The sequence below is a fragment of the Tsukamurella sp. DT100 genome, from assembly GCF_049844855.1.
In the GTDB taxonomy this organism is placed as follows: domain Bacteria; phylum Actinomycetota; class Actinomycetes; order Mycobacteriales; family Mycobacteriaceae; genus Tsukamurella.
Map to the genome: position 1 here is coordinate 22,163 of NZ_JBNCLV010000007.1, position 13,076 is coordinate 35,238.

Here is a 13,076-nt window from a genome sequence, read left to right on the forward strand (position 1 = left end):
ATGACCGACGGTGCAGCAGGCGGAGCTCGACGGAGCCGAAAGGCCACCCGACAGGCGGGACCGCCTGCCGAGCCCAAGCCGGTGATCGCCACCTCGGCGGCGCGGGTCGTCGCCGAGGAGAAGGCGACCGCTCCGGCGACCCAGGCCCAGGCCCCGGCCACCAAGGCCGCGGCGAAGGCGCCGGCCGCGAAGGCTCCGGCGACCAAGGCGGCGGCCGCGAAGGCGACGGCGCCCGCCGCGAAGTCCGAGGCGCAGCAGCCCCAGAAGTCCGCGCCGAAGGGCGGCGGGAACCGCCGCGGCGGCGGCGGACGGCGCGGGGGTGGGCAGAAGGCACCGTCGGCCGCGGTGGAGCGGCTGGGCGCCCCGCCCAAGCTGCCCAAGGGCGGCATGCGCGTGGTCGCGCTCGGCGGCATCAAGGAGATCGGTCGCAACATGACCGTCTTCGAGTACGACGGCAAGCTGCTCATCGTCGACTGCGGCGTGCTCTTCCCCGAGGACCAGCAGCCCGGCGTCGACCTGATCCTCCCGGACTTCCGGTACATCGAGGACCGGATCAAGGACGTCGAGGCGATCGTGTTGACGCACGGCCACGAGGATCACATCGGCGCGGTGCCCTTCCTGCTGCGCCTGCGGCCCGACATCCCGGTCGTGGGCGCCAAGTTCACGCTCGCCCTGGTCAAGGCCAAGTGCGACGAGCACCGGCTGCGGCCCAAGCTGCTCGAGGTCCGTGAGGGCGAGTCGACGAGCCACGGCCCGTTCGAGTGCGAGTACTTCGCCGTGAACCACTCCATCCCCGACGCGATCGCCGTGGCGATCCACGCCGGCGGCCAGGTTGCGTTGCACACCGGCGACATCAAGCTCGACCAGCTGCCGCTCGACGGCCGGCTCACCGACCTCGCGGGATTCTCGCGGCTCGGCGACGCGGGCGTGGACCTGTTCCTCGTGGACTCCACCAACGCCGAGGTCCCCGGCTTCGTGACCCCCGAGCGGGAGATCGGGCCGGTGCTCGACAACGTGATCGGGCGGGCCAAGGGCCGCGTGATCGTGGCGTCCTTCGCCTCGCACGTGCACCGCATCCAGCAGATCGCCGAGGTCGCGATGGCCCACAACCGGCGGATCACCTTCGTCGGCCGTTCGATGGTGCGCAACATGGCGCTCGCGCAGGACCTCGGCTACATGCACCTGCCCGAGGGCGTCGAGGTCGACCTCGACACCGCCGCCTCGCTGCCCGACGACCGCGTCGTGCTCATCTCCACCGGCTCGCAGGGCGAGCCCCTGGCCGCGCTCTCGCGCATGGCCCGCGGCGAGCACCGCAACATCACCATCTCGCCGAACGACCTCGTCGTGCTGGCCAGCTCGCTCATCCCGGGCAACGAGAACTCCGTCTTCGCGGTGGTCAACGGGCTGTCCAAGCTGGGCGCCAAGGTGATCACGCAGCAGAGCGCGAAGGTCCACGTCTCCGGCCACGCCAGCGCCGGCGAGCTGCTGTACCTCTACAACGCGGTGCGCCCGCGCAACGCGATGCCCGTGCACGGCGAGTGGCGGCACCTGCGCGCCAACGCCGCGCTGGCCGAGGCCACCGGCGTGCCGAAGGACCGCATCATGCTCGCCGAGGACGGCGTCGTGGTGGACCTCGTCGGCGGCGTCGCGAAGATCGTCGGGCAGGTGCCCGTCGGCCACGTCTACGTCGACGGCTCGTCCGTCGGTGACGTCGGCGAGTCGACGCTGTCCGACCGCCTCGTCCTGGGCGAGGGCGGCTTCATCGCGATCACCGTCGCGATCGACGAGGAGGGCAACACCGTCAGCAAGCCCGAGGTCTCGGGCCGCGGCTTCTCCGACGACCCGACCGCGCTCAAGGAGGCGGAACAGCTCGTCGAGGACGTGATCGCCGACCTGGCCGCCGAGGGGGTCAAGGAGGCGCACCGCATCGCACAGGGCGTTCGACGGGCCGTGGGCCGCTGGGTCGACAAGGCCTACCGCCGCCGGCCGATGATCGTCCCCACTGTGATCGTCGTGGGGGAGTAGCAAGCACTTTCTGAAGCGTTCTGCGACGTCCCGTCCACGGAAACGTCACAGAACGCTTCGAAAGATGGTGTCAGGGCTGGCGCTCGACCTTCGCGACCTGGGCGCGCAACGTCTGCCAGAAGATGTCGGAGTCCGCTGCTGCGTCCGTCTTCCCTTCCGCCTCGACGATGACCGTCACGCCGCGGACGTCGATCCACGCCTGCAAGGTGTTCCGGCCGACGGCCATGATGAACGGCTTCAGGCGGGCCAGATCGTCGGGCGCGGCGAGGATCGTCGGGCGGTTCGCGGCGGCGACGTCGGAGCGGCAGGCCTCGGTCGCCGCGCCGCGGGCCGCGGCGATCGTCCTGCTGAGCACCGAGGCTTCGAGTTCCGTCGTGCCGTGGATCGCCTCGGCCTCCACGATCTCGGTGCCCTCCATGGTGCGGGCGAGGGCATTGAGCTTCGTGCCGCACTCCGACTCGGCGGGAGAATCCTCGGGAAGCCCGTCGGGCGAGGTCAGCGTCTCGCGCTCGACCTTGTAATCGGTACTGCCGGCGGGGAACTCGTGTGCGGCGAGGACCGCCTGCTGCGGGACGACCGGGGCGGCGTGCGCGAGGGCCGGTAGGGAGACGATGGTGGCCGCGGCGGCTGCCGCACCTGCGACCCGGCGTCGAACGTTCATGTTCGCTCCTCCGAAGAAGGATCTGCTCGTGGGCCGGAGCCTAGCGGAGTGTCCGGTTCGGGGTGGCGGAGTCAGTGAGCCGATTCGAGCCCGGCGACCTGCGCCCGGGGCCGTGCCGCCGTCAGGGCGATCAGGGCTGCCGTTCGACCTTCGCCACCTGCGCGCGGAGGAGCTGCCAGAAGGCGTCCGCGTCCGCCGACGAGCGATTCGTACTGCGAGCGGTGACGTTGATCGCGACACCGCGGACGTCGACCCACGCCTGGAGCTCGTCCTCGTCCCGGAAGATGAACGGTCGCAGTCGTGCGAGATCCGCGGGAGCGGCGAGCACAGCCGACCGCTCCGAGGGCGACAGGGCCGCCTCGCAGGTCGGGAAGGTCTCCATCATGAGCGCGGTCAGGGGGCGGTTCAGCAGCGCCGCCTCGACTCGGGTGGTCCCGCGCACCGCGCGCGCCTCGGTGACGCGGGCGCCGTCCATCCGCTCGAACATCCGGCCCATGTTGCGCTCGCAGGCGGTCGGCGAGCTTCCGCCGACGGCTCCGGGGGCCGCGCTGGCGCCGATCGGTGTGAGCGTCTCGGTCTCCACCGTGTAGCCCGTGGTGCCCGCGGGGAACTCGTGTGCGGCGAGGACCGCGTGCGCGGTGTCCACCGGGGCGGCCTGCGCGGCCGCGGGCAGGCCGACGGCGGCGAGGACCGCCACCGTCGACCCGGTGAGGAGGTTGCGCAGGCGCATCAGCGCGCCGTCTCGACCTTCTGGATCTGCGCGCGGAAGACCTGCCAGAAACGGGCGGTGTTCGCGGGGGTCTCGCTGAGGCCGCCGACGTACACGTCGACGGTGCGGCCGGCGACGTCGGCGACGCCCTCGACGGCCTGGATGCGCTGGCCGTCGCGGTAGGTGAGCACGACGGGGTTGTAGCGCGCGAGGTCGCCGGGAACCGGGAGCTCGGCGACGGGGCCGCCGCAGGCCTGGGTCGCGGCGCGCCAGACGGAGGCCTGCGGGGGAGCGACGACGGCGCTGAGCATGAGCGAGTAGCCGTTCCGGGCCGAGGCACTGAAGCCCTGCGTGCCGGCGGCGGAGCGGTTGACCCGCTCGGTGGCCGCGGTACAGGCCGGCGACGGGTTGTCGCCCGCGGTCAGCTTCGACGGTGCGGGCTTGCCGGTGCGGTAGTCGTTCGACCCGGCCGGGAACTCGGCCTTCATGAGCACGAGGTTCGGGCCCACCGGCGCGGCCGAGGCCGCGGGGGCGAGGGCCGTGCCCCCGGCCGCGAGCACGGCGAGGAGGGCCGAGGCCGAGGCGAAGCGCGTGCGGCGGGACGTCGACGTTGAGTTCGCAATCATGCGGTGAAGTATAGGACACTTCGTTTTGATTTCAGTACGAAGTACAGGCGTGCTGGCGTGCGCTGCGGCGCACCGCCGGACGGGTCTAGGGTGACCCGTGTGAAGCCAGCTCGGAGTGAACGCGCCGCCCTCGTCGAGGCGGCCCGCGCCGCCGGACCCGACGCCTCGACGCTCTGCGGCGAGTGGACCGTGCGGGAGTTGCTCGCACACCTCATCCTCCGCGAGGGGCGGCCGGACGCCATGGCGGGCATCCTCGTGCGCCCGCTCGCCGGGTACACCGAGCGGGTGCAGGCGGGAATCGCGGCCCGCCCGTTCGACGATCTGCTCGAGACCGTCGCGGGCGGCCCGCCCCGGCTCTCGCCCCTGCGCCTCGTCGACGAGCAGGCGAATCTCGGCGAGTACTTCGTGCATACCGAGGACATCCGGCGGGCCGCGCCGGGGTGGACGCCGCGGGTGCTCGACAAGCGGGTCGAACGCGGCCTTCACGACGTCGTCGCGCGGATCGCGCGGCTCACGATGCGCGGCGCTCCGCTGCGGGTCAGCCTCACGACCGAGGAGGGCACCGTCGCCACCGCCGGGCGCGGGCCCGACGTCGCGGTGATCGGCGCGATCGGCGAGGTCGCGATGTGGGCCTTCGGCCGCGATGAGGCGCTGGTCACTTTCGAGGGGGCCGACGGAGACATCGATCTGCTCGGCTCGGTGGTCCGTTCGCTCTGACGACCCGCCGCAGGTCCTGCTGTTACATGTGTGGCACTTGATACGGATGGGGTTAATGTCGATAGACTGCCCCCATGGCATCGAAGACCACCACCCGCGCGCGCGGCGCCGCGAACTCCCGCTCCGGGGGCGCACGCACCAGCCGCGCCGCGAGCCCGACGCGCAGCCGACAGGCCGCCCCGCGCACCCGCGGTAAGCAGGGCGCCGCGGCCCCCAAGGCCGCCTCGGGCGCCGGTGGGGGAGTGGCACGCGGCCTCGGCGCCGGGTGGAAGCTGCTGGCCAAGGGCGTCGGGGGCGCCGTGCGCACCGGTCGCCGGTCCGACGACGTCGAACCCGCCACCGCGACCGGCGAGGTCACGCCGCCGAAGCCGACCCACTCGCGCGACGGACTCGCGCTGGCCCTGTTCGCCGTCGCGATCATCCTCGGCGCGGCCGTCTACTTCGACGCCGGCGGGCCCGTGGGCTCGTTCTTCTCGACCGGCGTGCGCTCCGTGGTCGGCTGGTTCGCCGTGCTGGTCCCGCCGCTCGCCATCGCCCTCGGCGTGATCATGATGCGCCGCCCCGACAACCCGTCGGCGCACGTGCGGCACCGCGTCGGCGCCGCCCTCATCGTGCTGCCCTTCCTGGGGCTGCTGCACATCGCGTCCGGCGGACCGTCGAGTTTCGACGACCGCGCCGCCGCCGGCGGTTACCTCGGGTACGTCGTCGGCGGGCCGCTCACCGACGGCTTCACAGCGTGGATCTCCGTGCCGCTGCTGGTCCTGGTCGCTCTGTTCGGCCTGCTCCTGGTCAGCGGTATGACGGTGCGCGAGATCGTCGACCGGCTCAAGTTCTACTTCGGCGTCGACATGAGGGAGCAGTACGGCGACGAGGAGCCGCTCGACGAGGACGATCTCGACTCGCCCTTCGCCGACTTCGACTCGGGGCGCGGCGACACCGCCACGCGTGCGCTCACGCCCTACGGCGACCCGTACGACAACTACCCGGCCGACCCCGAGCCGCCCAAGCGGAGCCGTCGCCGCAAGGCCGCCGAGGAGGACGAGCCGGCACCGTCGGACCAGGTGACCGCGCCGATCACGCCCGAGCCGGCCCCGTCGGACGAGCCGACCGTCGAGGTGCCCCCGGCGCCGAAGCCGCGCCGCGCCGCGGTGGTGAAGGACCACACGCCGCCGCCCGCGCCGAAGGCGACCGAGTTCACCGTCGCGCGGACCATCGACAGCGAGGACTACATCCTGCCGCCGGCCGACCTGCTCATCGAGGGCGAGCCGGCCAAGGCGGGGACCAGCGCGAACGACGCGATGATCGACGCGATCACCGGCGTCATGGAGCAGTTCAAGATCGACGCCGCCGTCACCGGCTACACCCGCGGCCCGACGGTCACGCGCTACGAGCTCGAGCTCGGCCCCGGCGTGAAGGTCGAGAAGGTCACCCAGCTGCACCGCAACATCTCCTACGCGGTGGCGACGGACAACGTCCGCCTGCTGGCGCCGATCCCCGGCAAATCGGCCGTGGGCATCGAGGTGCCCAACACCGACCGCGAGATGGTGCGCCTGGCCGACGTGCTGGCCGCGGACAACACGCGCAAGGACACGCACCCGCTGGTCATCGGCCTCGGCAAGGACATCGAGGGCGAGATGGTCAACGCCAACCTCGCCAAGATGCCCCACCTCCTGGTCGCCGGTTCGACGGGCTCCGGCAAGTCGAGCTTCGTGAACTCGATGCTCGTCTCGCTGCTCGCGCGCGCCACGCCCGACGAGGTGCGGATGATCCTCATCGACCCCAAGATGGTCGAGCTGACGCCCTACGAGGGCATCCCGCACCTCATCACGCCCATCATCACCGACCCCAAGAAGGCCGCCGCGGCGCTGTCCTGGCTGGTCGAGGAGATGGAGCAGCGGTACAAGGACATGCAGGCCTCGCGCGTGCGCCACATCGACGACTTCAACCGGAAGGTGAAGTCCGGCGAGATCACCACGCCGCTCGGCAGCGAGCGCGTGTACCGGCCGTACCCGTACATCGTCGCCATCGTCGACGAGCTCGCCGACCTCATGATGACCGCGCCGCGCGACGTCGAGGAGGCGATCGTCCGGATCACGCAGAAGGCGCGCGCCGCCGGCATCCACCTGGTGCTCGCCACGCAGCGCCCGTCCGTGGACGTGGTCACCGGCCTGATCAAGACCAACGTGCCCTCCCGTCTGGCCTTCGCGACCAGCTCGCTGACGGACTCGCGGGTCATTCTCGATCAGCCGGGCGCCGAGAAGCTGATCGGCATGGGCGACGCGCTGTTCCTGCCGATGGGCGGCAAGTCGACCCGTATGCAGGGCGCGTTCATCACCGACGAGGAGATCACCTCCGTCGTCGACTTCGTGCGCAACCAGGCCGAGCCGGAGTACGCCAACGGCGTCACCGAGACGAAGGTCGAGAAGAAGGACGTCGACCCCGACATCGGCGACGACCTGGACGTTTTCCTGCAGGCCGTCGAGCTGGTCGTGTCCTCGCAGTTCGGCTCGACCTCGATGCTGCAGCGCAAGCTCCGCGTGGGCTTCGCGAAGGCCGGCCGCCTCATGGACCTCATGGAGACCCGCGACATCGTCGGGCCGTCGGAGGGTTCCAAGGCGCGCGACGTGCTCGTCACGCCCGACGAGCTGCCCGGCCTGCTGCTGGTGCTGCGCGGCGGCGGCGATGTCGCTCAGGAAGCGGACGAACCGGACTTCTGATACAGTCCTGCTTGCATGTGTGAGGGGAGTATCCCGCTCGCGGCGTGAACGTCAGCACGGTGGATCGATATCCACCCGGGCACGCCGGACCCGCAGTTCGGGTCGGGAGAGACCTCCGGATCTGTACCGGAGGTGTATGCAATGCAAGTTTCTGCTGTCGTCTGGATCGTCTCGATCCTGGTCGTTCTCGGCCTCTTCGTCTTCGACTTCTTCAGCCATGTGCGCACGCCGCACGAGCCCTCGCTGAAGGAATCCGGCTTCTGGTCCGCGGTGTACATCGGCATCGCGATCCTGTTCGGCATCGGCGTGTGGGCGGTCTCCGGGCCGCAGTACGGCGGTGAGTTCTTCGCCGGCTTCGTCACCGAGAAGGCGCTGTCCGTCGACAACCTCTTCGTGTTCGTCATCATCATGGCGAAGTTCGCGGTGCCCCGGATCTACCAGCAGAAGGTCCTGCTGATCGGCATCGTGATGGCGCTCGTGATGCGCGCCGGCTTCATCGCCGTGGGCGCCGCCGCGATCTCCACCTACTCCTGGGTGTTCTACATTTTCGGCGCGTTCCTGCTGTACACCGCGATCAAGCTGGTCAAGGAGGCGTCGTCGCCCGAGGGGCCCGTCGAGGACGAGAAGGAGCGCGAGGGCCGCGTCGCCGCGCTGTTCAAGAAGATCGTCCCCACCACGGAGACCTACGACGGCGACAAGCTGATCACCAAGGTCGATGGCAAGAAGGTCGCGACCCCGCTGCTGCTGGCGCTGGTGGTCATCGGCTTCACCGACGTGCTGTTCGCGCTCGACTCGATCCCCGCGATCTACGGCCTCACCCAGGAGCCTTACCTGGTGTTCATGGCGAACGCCTTCGCGCTGATGGGCCTGCGCCAGCTGTACTTCCTCATCGGTGGCCTGCTCGACCGCCTGGTGTACCTGTCCTACGGCCTGTCGATCGTGCTCGGCTTCATCGGCGTGAAGCTGGTGCTGCACGCGCTGCACGAGAACACGCTGCCCTTCATCAACGGGGGCGAGCACCTGGCGGTGCCGGAGATCTCCACCGGTCTGTCCCTGTCGGTCATCCTGGGCGTCCTGGTGATCACCACCGTCGCCTCGCTGGTCAAGTCCAAGCGCGACGGTGCCCGGGAGCAGGCGTCGTCGGACGTGCCTTCGGACTCCGATACGAAATAGCCCGCGCATTGTGCACCGTTGACCACCCCTGAGGTGGTCAACGGTGCACAGTCGTATCGGCGGAACCTGGTCGGCCTCCCGTGCGTCCAAGGGGTATGGGGGAATCGGGGGACGTCAGCCGCATCGTGGCCGACAACGACGGGGTGATCACGGTCGCGCAGGCAAGCGCGTGCGGGCTGTCGCCGCGCCAGGTGGACGGGAGGCTGCGCCGCGGCGAGTGGGTGCGATTGGGACGCGGCGTGTACCTCTCCTCGGCCCATCACTTCACCGACGCCGCCCGGATCCGCGGCGCAGTCGCCCTCACGGGTGGGACGGGCGACGCGGAGACGGCCCTGTTCTGGCACGGCGTGACCGACGTCCCACCCCTGCCGACGACGGTGTCGGTGCCCCGTGCGCACCACCGTTCACCGCAGTACCTCGCCCCGCTGGGAGTACACCGCCGGGACCTGCTGCCAGCCGACATCGAGGTGGTCCGGGGAGTGGCGGTGACCCGGCTACCGCTGACCCTCCTCGACTGCGCACCGCTCCGCCCGGACGCCACCACGCTGCTGGACCGATCCCTGCAGTCGGCCGGTGTCACGGTATCGGGCCTCCGCGCGGCCCTCGATCGGAACGCGGGCCGGCGCGGGATGGCTGAGGCCCGGCGGATCGTCGAGGTCGTCGAGGCGGACACGGAGTCCGAAGCTGAACGTCGATTCGTCGCGCTCATGGCGGCCGAGGGGATCTCCGGATGGGTCGCTCAGCTCCTGATCGGCCGGTACCGCGCGGATTTCGCGTGGCCGCGGGAGAAACTGGTCGTCGAGGTCGACGGTTGGGCCTTCCACAAGGACGCGGTGCGCTTCCAGGCCGACCACGACAAGCGCAACGCCCTCGCCCGGCTCGGAATGACGGTCCTCGCCTTCACCTGGCATGACGTGGTGACCGCGCCCGTGCCGGTGGTGGAGTCGGTGGTCGCGGTGCTCAGCGACCGACGGGCCGCGGTGTCCTGACGCGGTGTCCTCGACGCGACGCCCAGGGCACGGTGCCAGGACGCGGGACTCAGGACGGCTTGACGCCGACGGCCACGGTGGCCTGCCGCTCGTCGTCGATCTCGATGTGCGTGTCCAGGCCCACTGCGCGCAGCGCGGCCACCGTGTACGTGGCCTGCTGGCGCCCGGTCTCGATGAGCACACGGCCGCCCGGGCGCAGCCAGAGCGGCGCGTCCATCGCGATCCGCCGGTGCAGGGTCAGGCCGTCCGGCCCGCCGTCCAGCGCCCGGTGCGGCTCGTTGTCGCGGGCCTCGGGCGGCATCGTCCGGATCGCCGCGGTCGGAACGTACGGCGCGTTCGCCGCGATCACGTCGACGGTTCCGCGCAGCACCCCGGGAAGCGGGCGGAACAGGTCGCCGACGAGGACCGTCGCCTCCGGGGCGTTGCGCGCGGCGTACTCGGCGGCGGTGCGGTCGATGTCCGCGGCGTAGGTCTTCGCGGCGGCGGCGGTCGCCACGATCGGACCGGCGCCGCAGCACAGCTCGACGAGGACGCCGCTGCCGTCGGCGAGCTCGGACAGCAACTCGGTGCGCCGGCGGGGGACGAAGACGCCGGGGCCGACGATCAACCGGCGGCCGCGGAACTCGACCCAGCCGAGCAGGTGCTCCAGCGGTTCGCCCGCGCACCGCCGCCGGACGAGGGCCTCGAGGTCGGGCCCGGACGCCGCCGCGTCCTCCAGCAGTTCGGCCTCGCGTTCGGCGAAGGCGCATCCGGCTGCGCGCAGCTCACCGATCACATTCACCGGTGGAGTCAATCACGGTTGGGCGTGATTCACCACACTCACGACACCCCGGTATGCATTGGTTCACTGTGCGATATCGACGGTCGTGAATCGGTGAAGGTGACGCGTCGGCGGGGCGGCTGGAAATGTGCCGGTGTGGGGCGAATGCCCAGTTCAGGGCGGCCGTGAAGAGGTTCTCGGCGGCACCTTGGCGCTATGCTGACCCCATGACCCTGGGCTCCGAGAAGACCATTTCCGTCGCGACGTTCCGTCGGTCGGGCGTGAAGGTCGCCACGCCGGTGTGGGTGGTCCCCGTCGACGGTGACCGCATCGGCTTCTGGACGTCCTCCACATCGGGGAAGGCCAAGCGGATCCGCAACAATCCCGCCGTCGAGATCACGCCGTGCAACCAGCGTGGTGCGATCGCCGCCGGCGCGGCGACGACCGCCGGGACGGCGCAGCTGGTCTCGAGCGGGCCGGAGTTCGACGCCGTGCAGGCCGCGGTGAAGGCGAAGTACGGCTTCCAGGTGCCGATGTCGAAGATGTTCAACGTGATCGGCGCGAGGCTCAAGGGCCGGACGCAGCCGTACGGCGACACAGTCGTGGTGATCACGCCCCAAGCTTGACCGGACGCGCGTCGCCCTGGGTGGACCGCGGGCGCTACAGGGTCACGAGCATGCGGGTGTTGCCCAGCGTATTGGGCTTGACGTACGACAGGTCGAGGAACTCCGCGACGCCCTCGTCGTAGCTGCGGCACAACTCGTTGTAGACCTCGGCGCTGACCGGCGTCCCGTCGATCTCCTCGAACCCGTGCCGGCCGAAGAAGGCCGTCTCGAAGGTCAACACGAACACCCGGCTCAGCTCCAACGCGCGCGCCTCGTCGAGCAGGCGGGCGACGATCTTGTGCCCGATGCCGTGGCCCTTCACCGTCGGGTCGACCGCGAGGGTGCGGATCTCGCCCAGGTCCGACCACAGCACGTGCAGCGCGCCGCAGCCCACGGCGACGCCGTCGACCTCGTACACCCAGAACTCCTGTACCGACTCGTACAGGGTGACCAGATTCTTCTCCAGCAGGATCTTGCCCGCGTAGACGTCGATGAGGCGCTTGATCGCGGGGACGTCGGAGGTCCGGGCGCGGCGCAGCACATCGTCGTGGTCGGTGGTCACGGTAGGAAACTGTAGCGCGCAGAGCCGCCGATTCCGCGTACCGATAGGCTGATCGGCGTGAGTGCAACGGACGGCGTGCAGCCCGCGAGCACACCTGTCTCGAACGTCAACGTCGCGAACGGGTTGACGGTGCTCCGGATCGTACTCGTCCCCGTCTTCCTCGCGGCCCTGTTCGTCGACGGCGGGCACTCGACGACCTGGCGCTGGATCGCTTTCGCGGTCTTCGCCGCCGCGATGTTCACCGACCGGGTCGACGGCCAGATCGCGCGCCGCTACGGACTCATCACCGATTTCGGCAAGCTCATGGATCCCATCGCCGACAAGGCGCTCACCGGCGCCGCCTTCGTCGGCCTGTCCGTGCTCGGCGAGCTCCCGTGGTGGGTCACCCTGATCGTCCTCGCCCGCGAGTTCGGCATCACCGCCTTCCGGTTCGCCGTCATCCGCGACGGCGTGATCCCCGCGAGCCGCGGCGGCAAGCTCAAGACCCTGCTGCAGACCATCGCCATCGGGCTCTACCTCATGCCGCTGCCGGCGTGGATGGACGTGCCCAGCCAGGTCGCCATGGGCGCGGCCGTGATCGTCACCGTCGCGACCGGCGTCGACTACCTGCTGAGCTGGTGGCGTGGCCGCAAGTGACGCCGCCCGCCTGGTAGCCGCCCTCGCCGAGCGCGGCGAGACGGTCGCGTCGGCCGAGTCGCTCACCGCCGGCCTCTTCGCCGCCACCGTCGCCGACGTTCCCGGCGCCAGCGCCGTGCTGCGCGGCGGCCTCATCGTCTACGCCACCGACCTCAAGGCGAGTCTGGCCGGCGTCCCGTCGGGCGAGTTGGAGCGCAACGGACCCGTCCATCCCGAGACCGCGCGCGCCCTCGCCGACGGTGCGCGGACGCGCTGCGGGGCGGATTGGGGCGTCGGGCTCACCGGCGTCGCCGGCCCCACCGAACAGGACGGGGTGCCCGTCGGCACCGTCCACCTGGGGATATCCGGCCCGTCGGGCACGTCCGTCACCACCCTGCAGCTCGACGGTGACCGGGCGAACGTCCGCCGGGGGACCGTCGAGGCGGCCCTGCGGGAGCTCACCGCGCGGGTTTCGGCGAATCGGGAACCTTCCGGGCCCGCCCCGCGTTGACTGGACAGTAACCAAGACGGAGGTGAGCATGGCTCTACTGCTTCGCGAGGCGATCGGCGAGAACCTGCGCAAGACCCGGGTGCGCCAGAGTCGCACGCTGCGAGACGTTTCCTCGGCGGCACAGGTCAGCCTCGGCTACCTGTCGGAGGTCGAGCGCGGCCAGAAGGAGGCGTCCAGCGAGCTGCTGGCCGCGATCTGCGGCGCGCTTGCCATCGACGTGGCCGACGTGGTGGCCCAGGCCAGCGTATCGATGCGCCCGATCCCCACCATGGTGATCCCGGCGCCCGCGCTCGCCGCCGCCTGACCCTGAGACGACCGGTCCGGGGGGGGGGGGGGTTCCCCCCCCCCCCGCCCCCCGGCGGGGCACACCGGGGGTTTTACGGTAGCTTATTAGTCGCTAGGAGCC

General features: G+C 70.8%; 14 protein-coding genes. 9 read left to right on the forward strand and 5 right to left on the reverse strand.

Translation table 11 applies throughout. The features are described 5' to 3' along the window. Window positions 1-2,025: a ribonuclease J gene (locus tag ACLQ3K_RS17265; RefSeq protein WP_336670502.1), complete on the forward strand. Its 2,025-nt coding sequence runs from the start codon at window positions 1-3 to the stop codon at window positions 2,023-2,025. A 70-nt stretch (window positions 2,026-2,095) separates the two neighbouring features. On the opposite strand, the gene ACLQ3K_RS17270 is transcribed toward ACLQ3K_RS17265, so the two are convergent. The 3 genes from ACLQ3K_RS17270 to ACLQ3K_RS17280 all read right to left on the reverse strand — a co-directional run bounded on the left by ACLQ3K_RS17270 (window position 2,096) and on the right by ACLQ3K_RS17280 (window position 4,021). After that, window positions 2,096-2,686, reverse strand: coding sequence for a hypothetical protein (locus tag ACLQ3K_RS17270; RefSeq protein ID WP_426000903.1), 591 nt, complete (start codon window positions 2,684-2,686; stop codon window positions 2,096-2,098). Window positions 2,687-2,816: 130 nt separating this feature from the next. Next, the gene (locus tag ACLQ3K_RS17275) at window positions 2,817-3,416 is read right to left on the reverse strand and encodes a hypothetical protein (RefSeq protein ID WP_426000904.1); all 600 of its coding nucleotides are present in this window, start codon (window positions 3,414-3,416) and stop codon (window positions 2,817-2,819) included. After that, the gene (locus ACLQ3K_RS17280; protein WP_426000905.1) at window positions 3,416-4,021 is read right to left on the reverse strand and encodes a hypothetical protein; all 606 of its coding nucleotides are present in this window, start codon (window positions 4,019-4,021) and stop codon (window positions 3,416-3,418) included. The genes ACLQ3K_RS17275 and ACLQ3K_RS17280 overlap by 1 nt, the downstream gene beginning before the upstream one ends. Window positions 4,022-4,120: 99 nt before the next feature. On the opposite strand from ACLQ3K_RS17280, the gene ACLQ3K_RS17285 reads away from it, so the two are divergent. The 4 genes from ACLQ3K_RS17285 to ACLQ3K_RS17300 all read left to right on the forward strand — a co-directional run bounded on the left by ACLQ3K_RS17285 (window position 4,121) and on the right by ACLQ3K_RS17300 (window position 9,617). Beyond that, a complete protein-coding gene (locus tag ACLQ3K_RS17285) occupies window positions 4,121-4,738 on the forward strand; it encodes a TIGR03085 family metal-binding protein (protein WP_426000906.1) in 618 nt (205 codons plus the stop codon). A 74-nt stretch (window positions 4,739-4,812) separates the two neighbouring features. After that, a complete protein-coding gene (locus ACLQ3K_RS17290) occupies window positions 4,813-7,455 on the forward strand; it encodes a DNA translocase FtsK 4TM domain-containing protein (protein WP_426000907.1) in 2,643 nt (880 codons plus the stop codon). Window positions 7,456-7,596: 141 nt separating this feature from the next. Beyond that, the gene (locus ACLQ3K_RS17295; RefSeq protein WP_426000908.1) at window positions 7,597-8,628 is read left to right on the forward strand and encodes a TerC family protein; all 1,032 of its coding nucleotides are present in this window, start codon (window positions 7,597-7,599) and stop codon (window positions 8,626-8,628) included. Between the two features lie 95 nt (window positions 8,629-8,723). Then, entirely contained in the window at window positions 8,724-9,617 is an 894-nt protein-coding gene (locus tag ACLQ3K_RS17300; RefSeq protein ID WP_426000909.1) for a type IV toxin-antitoxin system AbiEi family antitoxin domain-containing protein, read from the forward strand. Window positions 9,618-9,666: 49 nt separating this feature from the next. On the opposite strand, the gene ACLQ3K_RS17305 is transcribed toward ACLQ3K_RS17300, so the two are convergent. Further along, window positions 9,667-10,398, reverse strand: a complete 732-nt coding sequence (locus ACLQ3K_RS17305; RefSeq protein ID WP_426000910.1) for a putative protein N(5)-glutamine methyltransferase — start codon at window positions 10,396-10,398, stop codon at window positions 9,667-9,669. A 206-nt stretch (window positions 10,399-10,604) separates the two neighbouring features. Between ACLQ3K_RS17305 and ACLQ3K_RS17310 the strand changes: the two genes are divergently transcribed. After that, the gene (locus tag ACLQ3K_RS17310; protein ID WP_426000911.1) at window positions 10,605-11,003 is read left to right on the forward strand and encodes a PPOX class F420-dependent oxidoreductase; all 399 of its coding nucleotides are present in this window, start codon (window positions 10,605-10,607) and stop codon (window positions 11,001-11,003) included. Between the two features lie 34 nt (window positions 11,004-11,037). Here the strand turns inward: ACLQ3K_RS17310 and ACLQ3K_RS17315 are convergent, their stop codons facing one another. Further along, the gene (locus tag ACLQ3K_RS17315) at window positions 11,038-11,544 is read right to left on the reverse strand and encodes an amino-acid N-acetyltransferase (protein ID WP_224650546.1); all 507 of its coding nucleotides are present in this window, start codon (window positions 11,542-11,544) and stop codon (window positions 11,038-11,040) included. Window positions 11,545-11,601: 57 nt separating this feature from the next. Here ACLQ3K_RS17315 and pgsA point away from each other — a divergent pair, with 57 nt between their 5' ends. Genes pgsA through ACLQ3K_RS17330 form a run of 3 tightly spaced genes read left to right on the forward strand, consistent with a single transcriptional unit; the run spans window position 11,602 to window position 12,974 of the window. Continuing rightward, window positions 11,602-12,180, forward strand: coding sequence for a CDP-diacylglycerol--glycerol-3-phosphate 3-phosphatidyltransferase (gene pgsA, locus ACLQ3K_RS17320; protein WP_224650544.1), 579 nt, complete (start codon window positions 11,602-11,604; stop codon window positions 12,178-12,180). Beyond that, window positions 12,167-12,670, forward strand: coding sequence for a CinA family protein (locus ACLQ3K_RS17325; RefSeq protein WP_426000912.1), 504 nt, complete (start codon window positions 12,167-12,169; stop codon window positions 12,668-12,670). The genes pgsA and ACLQ3K_RS17325 overlap by 14 nt, the downstream gene beginning before the upstream one ends. A gap of 28 nt (window positions 12,671-12,698) precedes the next feature. Continuing rightward, on the forward strand, window positions 12,699-12,974 hold the full coding sequence (locus ACLQ3K_RS17330) for a helix-turn-helix domain-containing protein (RefSeq protein WP_146432809.1): 276 nt from the start codon (window positions 12,699-12,701) through the stop codon (window positions 12,972-12,974). Window positions 12,975-13,076: the final 102 nt, after the last annotated feature.

Bases quoted from the DNA above. Each gene is read 5' to 3' on its own strand.
- ACLQ3K_RS17275 (WP_426000904.1), bottom strand. From the start codon at position 3,416: ATGCGCCTGCGCAACCTCCTCACCGGGTCGACGGTGGCGGTCCTCGCC.
- ACLQ3K_RS17295 (WP_426000908.1), top strand. From the start codon at position 7,597: ATGCAAGTTTCTGCTGTCGTCTGGATCGTCTCGATCCTGGTCGTTCTC.
- ACLQ3K_RS17265 (WP_336670502.1), top strand. From the start codon at position 1: ATGACCGACGGTGCAGCAGGCGGAGCTCGACGGAGCCGAAAGGCCACC.
- ACLQ3K_RS17330 (WP_146432809.1), top strand. From the start codon at position 12,699: ATGGCTCTACTGCTTCGCGAGGCGATCGGCGAGAACCTGCGCAAGACC.
- ACLQ3K_RS17280 (WP_426000905.1), bottom strand. From the start codon at position 4,021: ATGATTGCGAACTCAACGTCGACGTCCCGCCGCACGCGCTTCGCCTCG.
- ACLQ3K_RS17300 (WP_426000909.1), top strand. From the start codon at position 8,724: ATGGGGGAATCGGGGGACGTCAGCCGCATCGTGGCCGACAACGACGGG.
- ACLQ3K_RS17290 (WP_426000907.1), top strand. From the start codon at position 4,813: ATGGCATCGAAGACCACCACCCGCGCGCGCGGCGCCGCGAACTCCCGC.
- ACLQ3K_RS17270 (WP_426000903.1), bottom strand. From the start codon at position 2,686: ATGAACGTTCGACGCCGGGTCGCAGGTGCGGCAGCCGCCGCGGCCACC.
- ACLQ3K_RS17310 (WP_426000911.1), top strand. From the start codon at position 10,605: ATGACCCTGGGCTCCGAGAAGACCATTTCCGTCGCGACGTTCCGTCGG.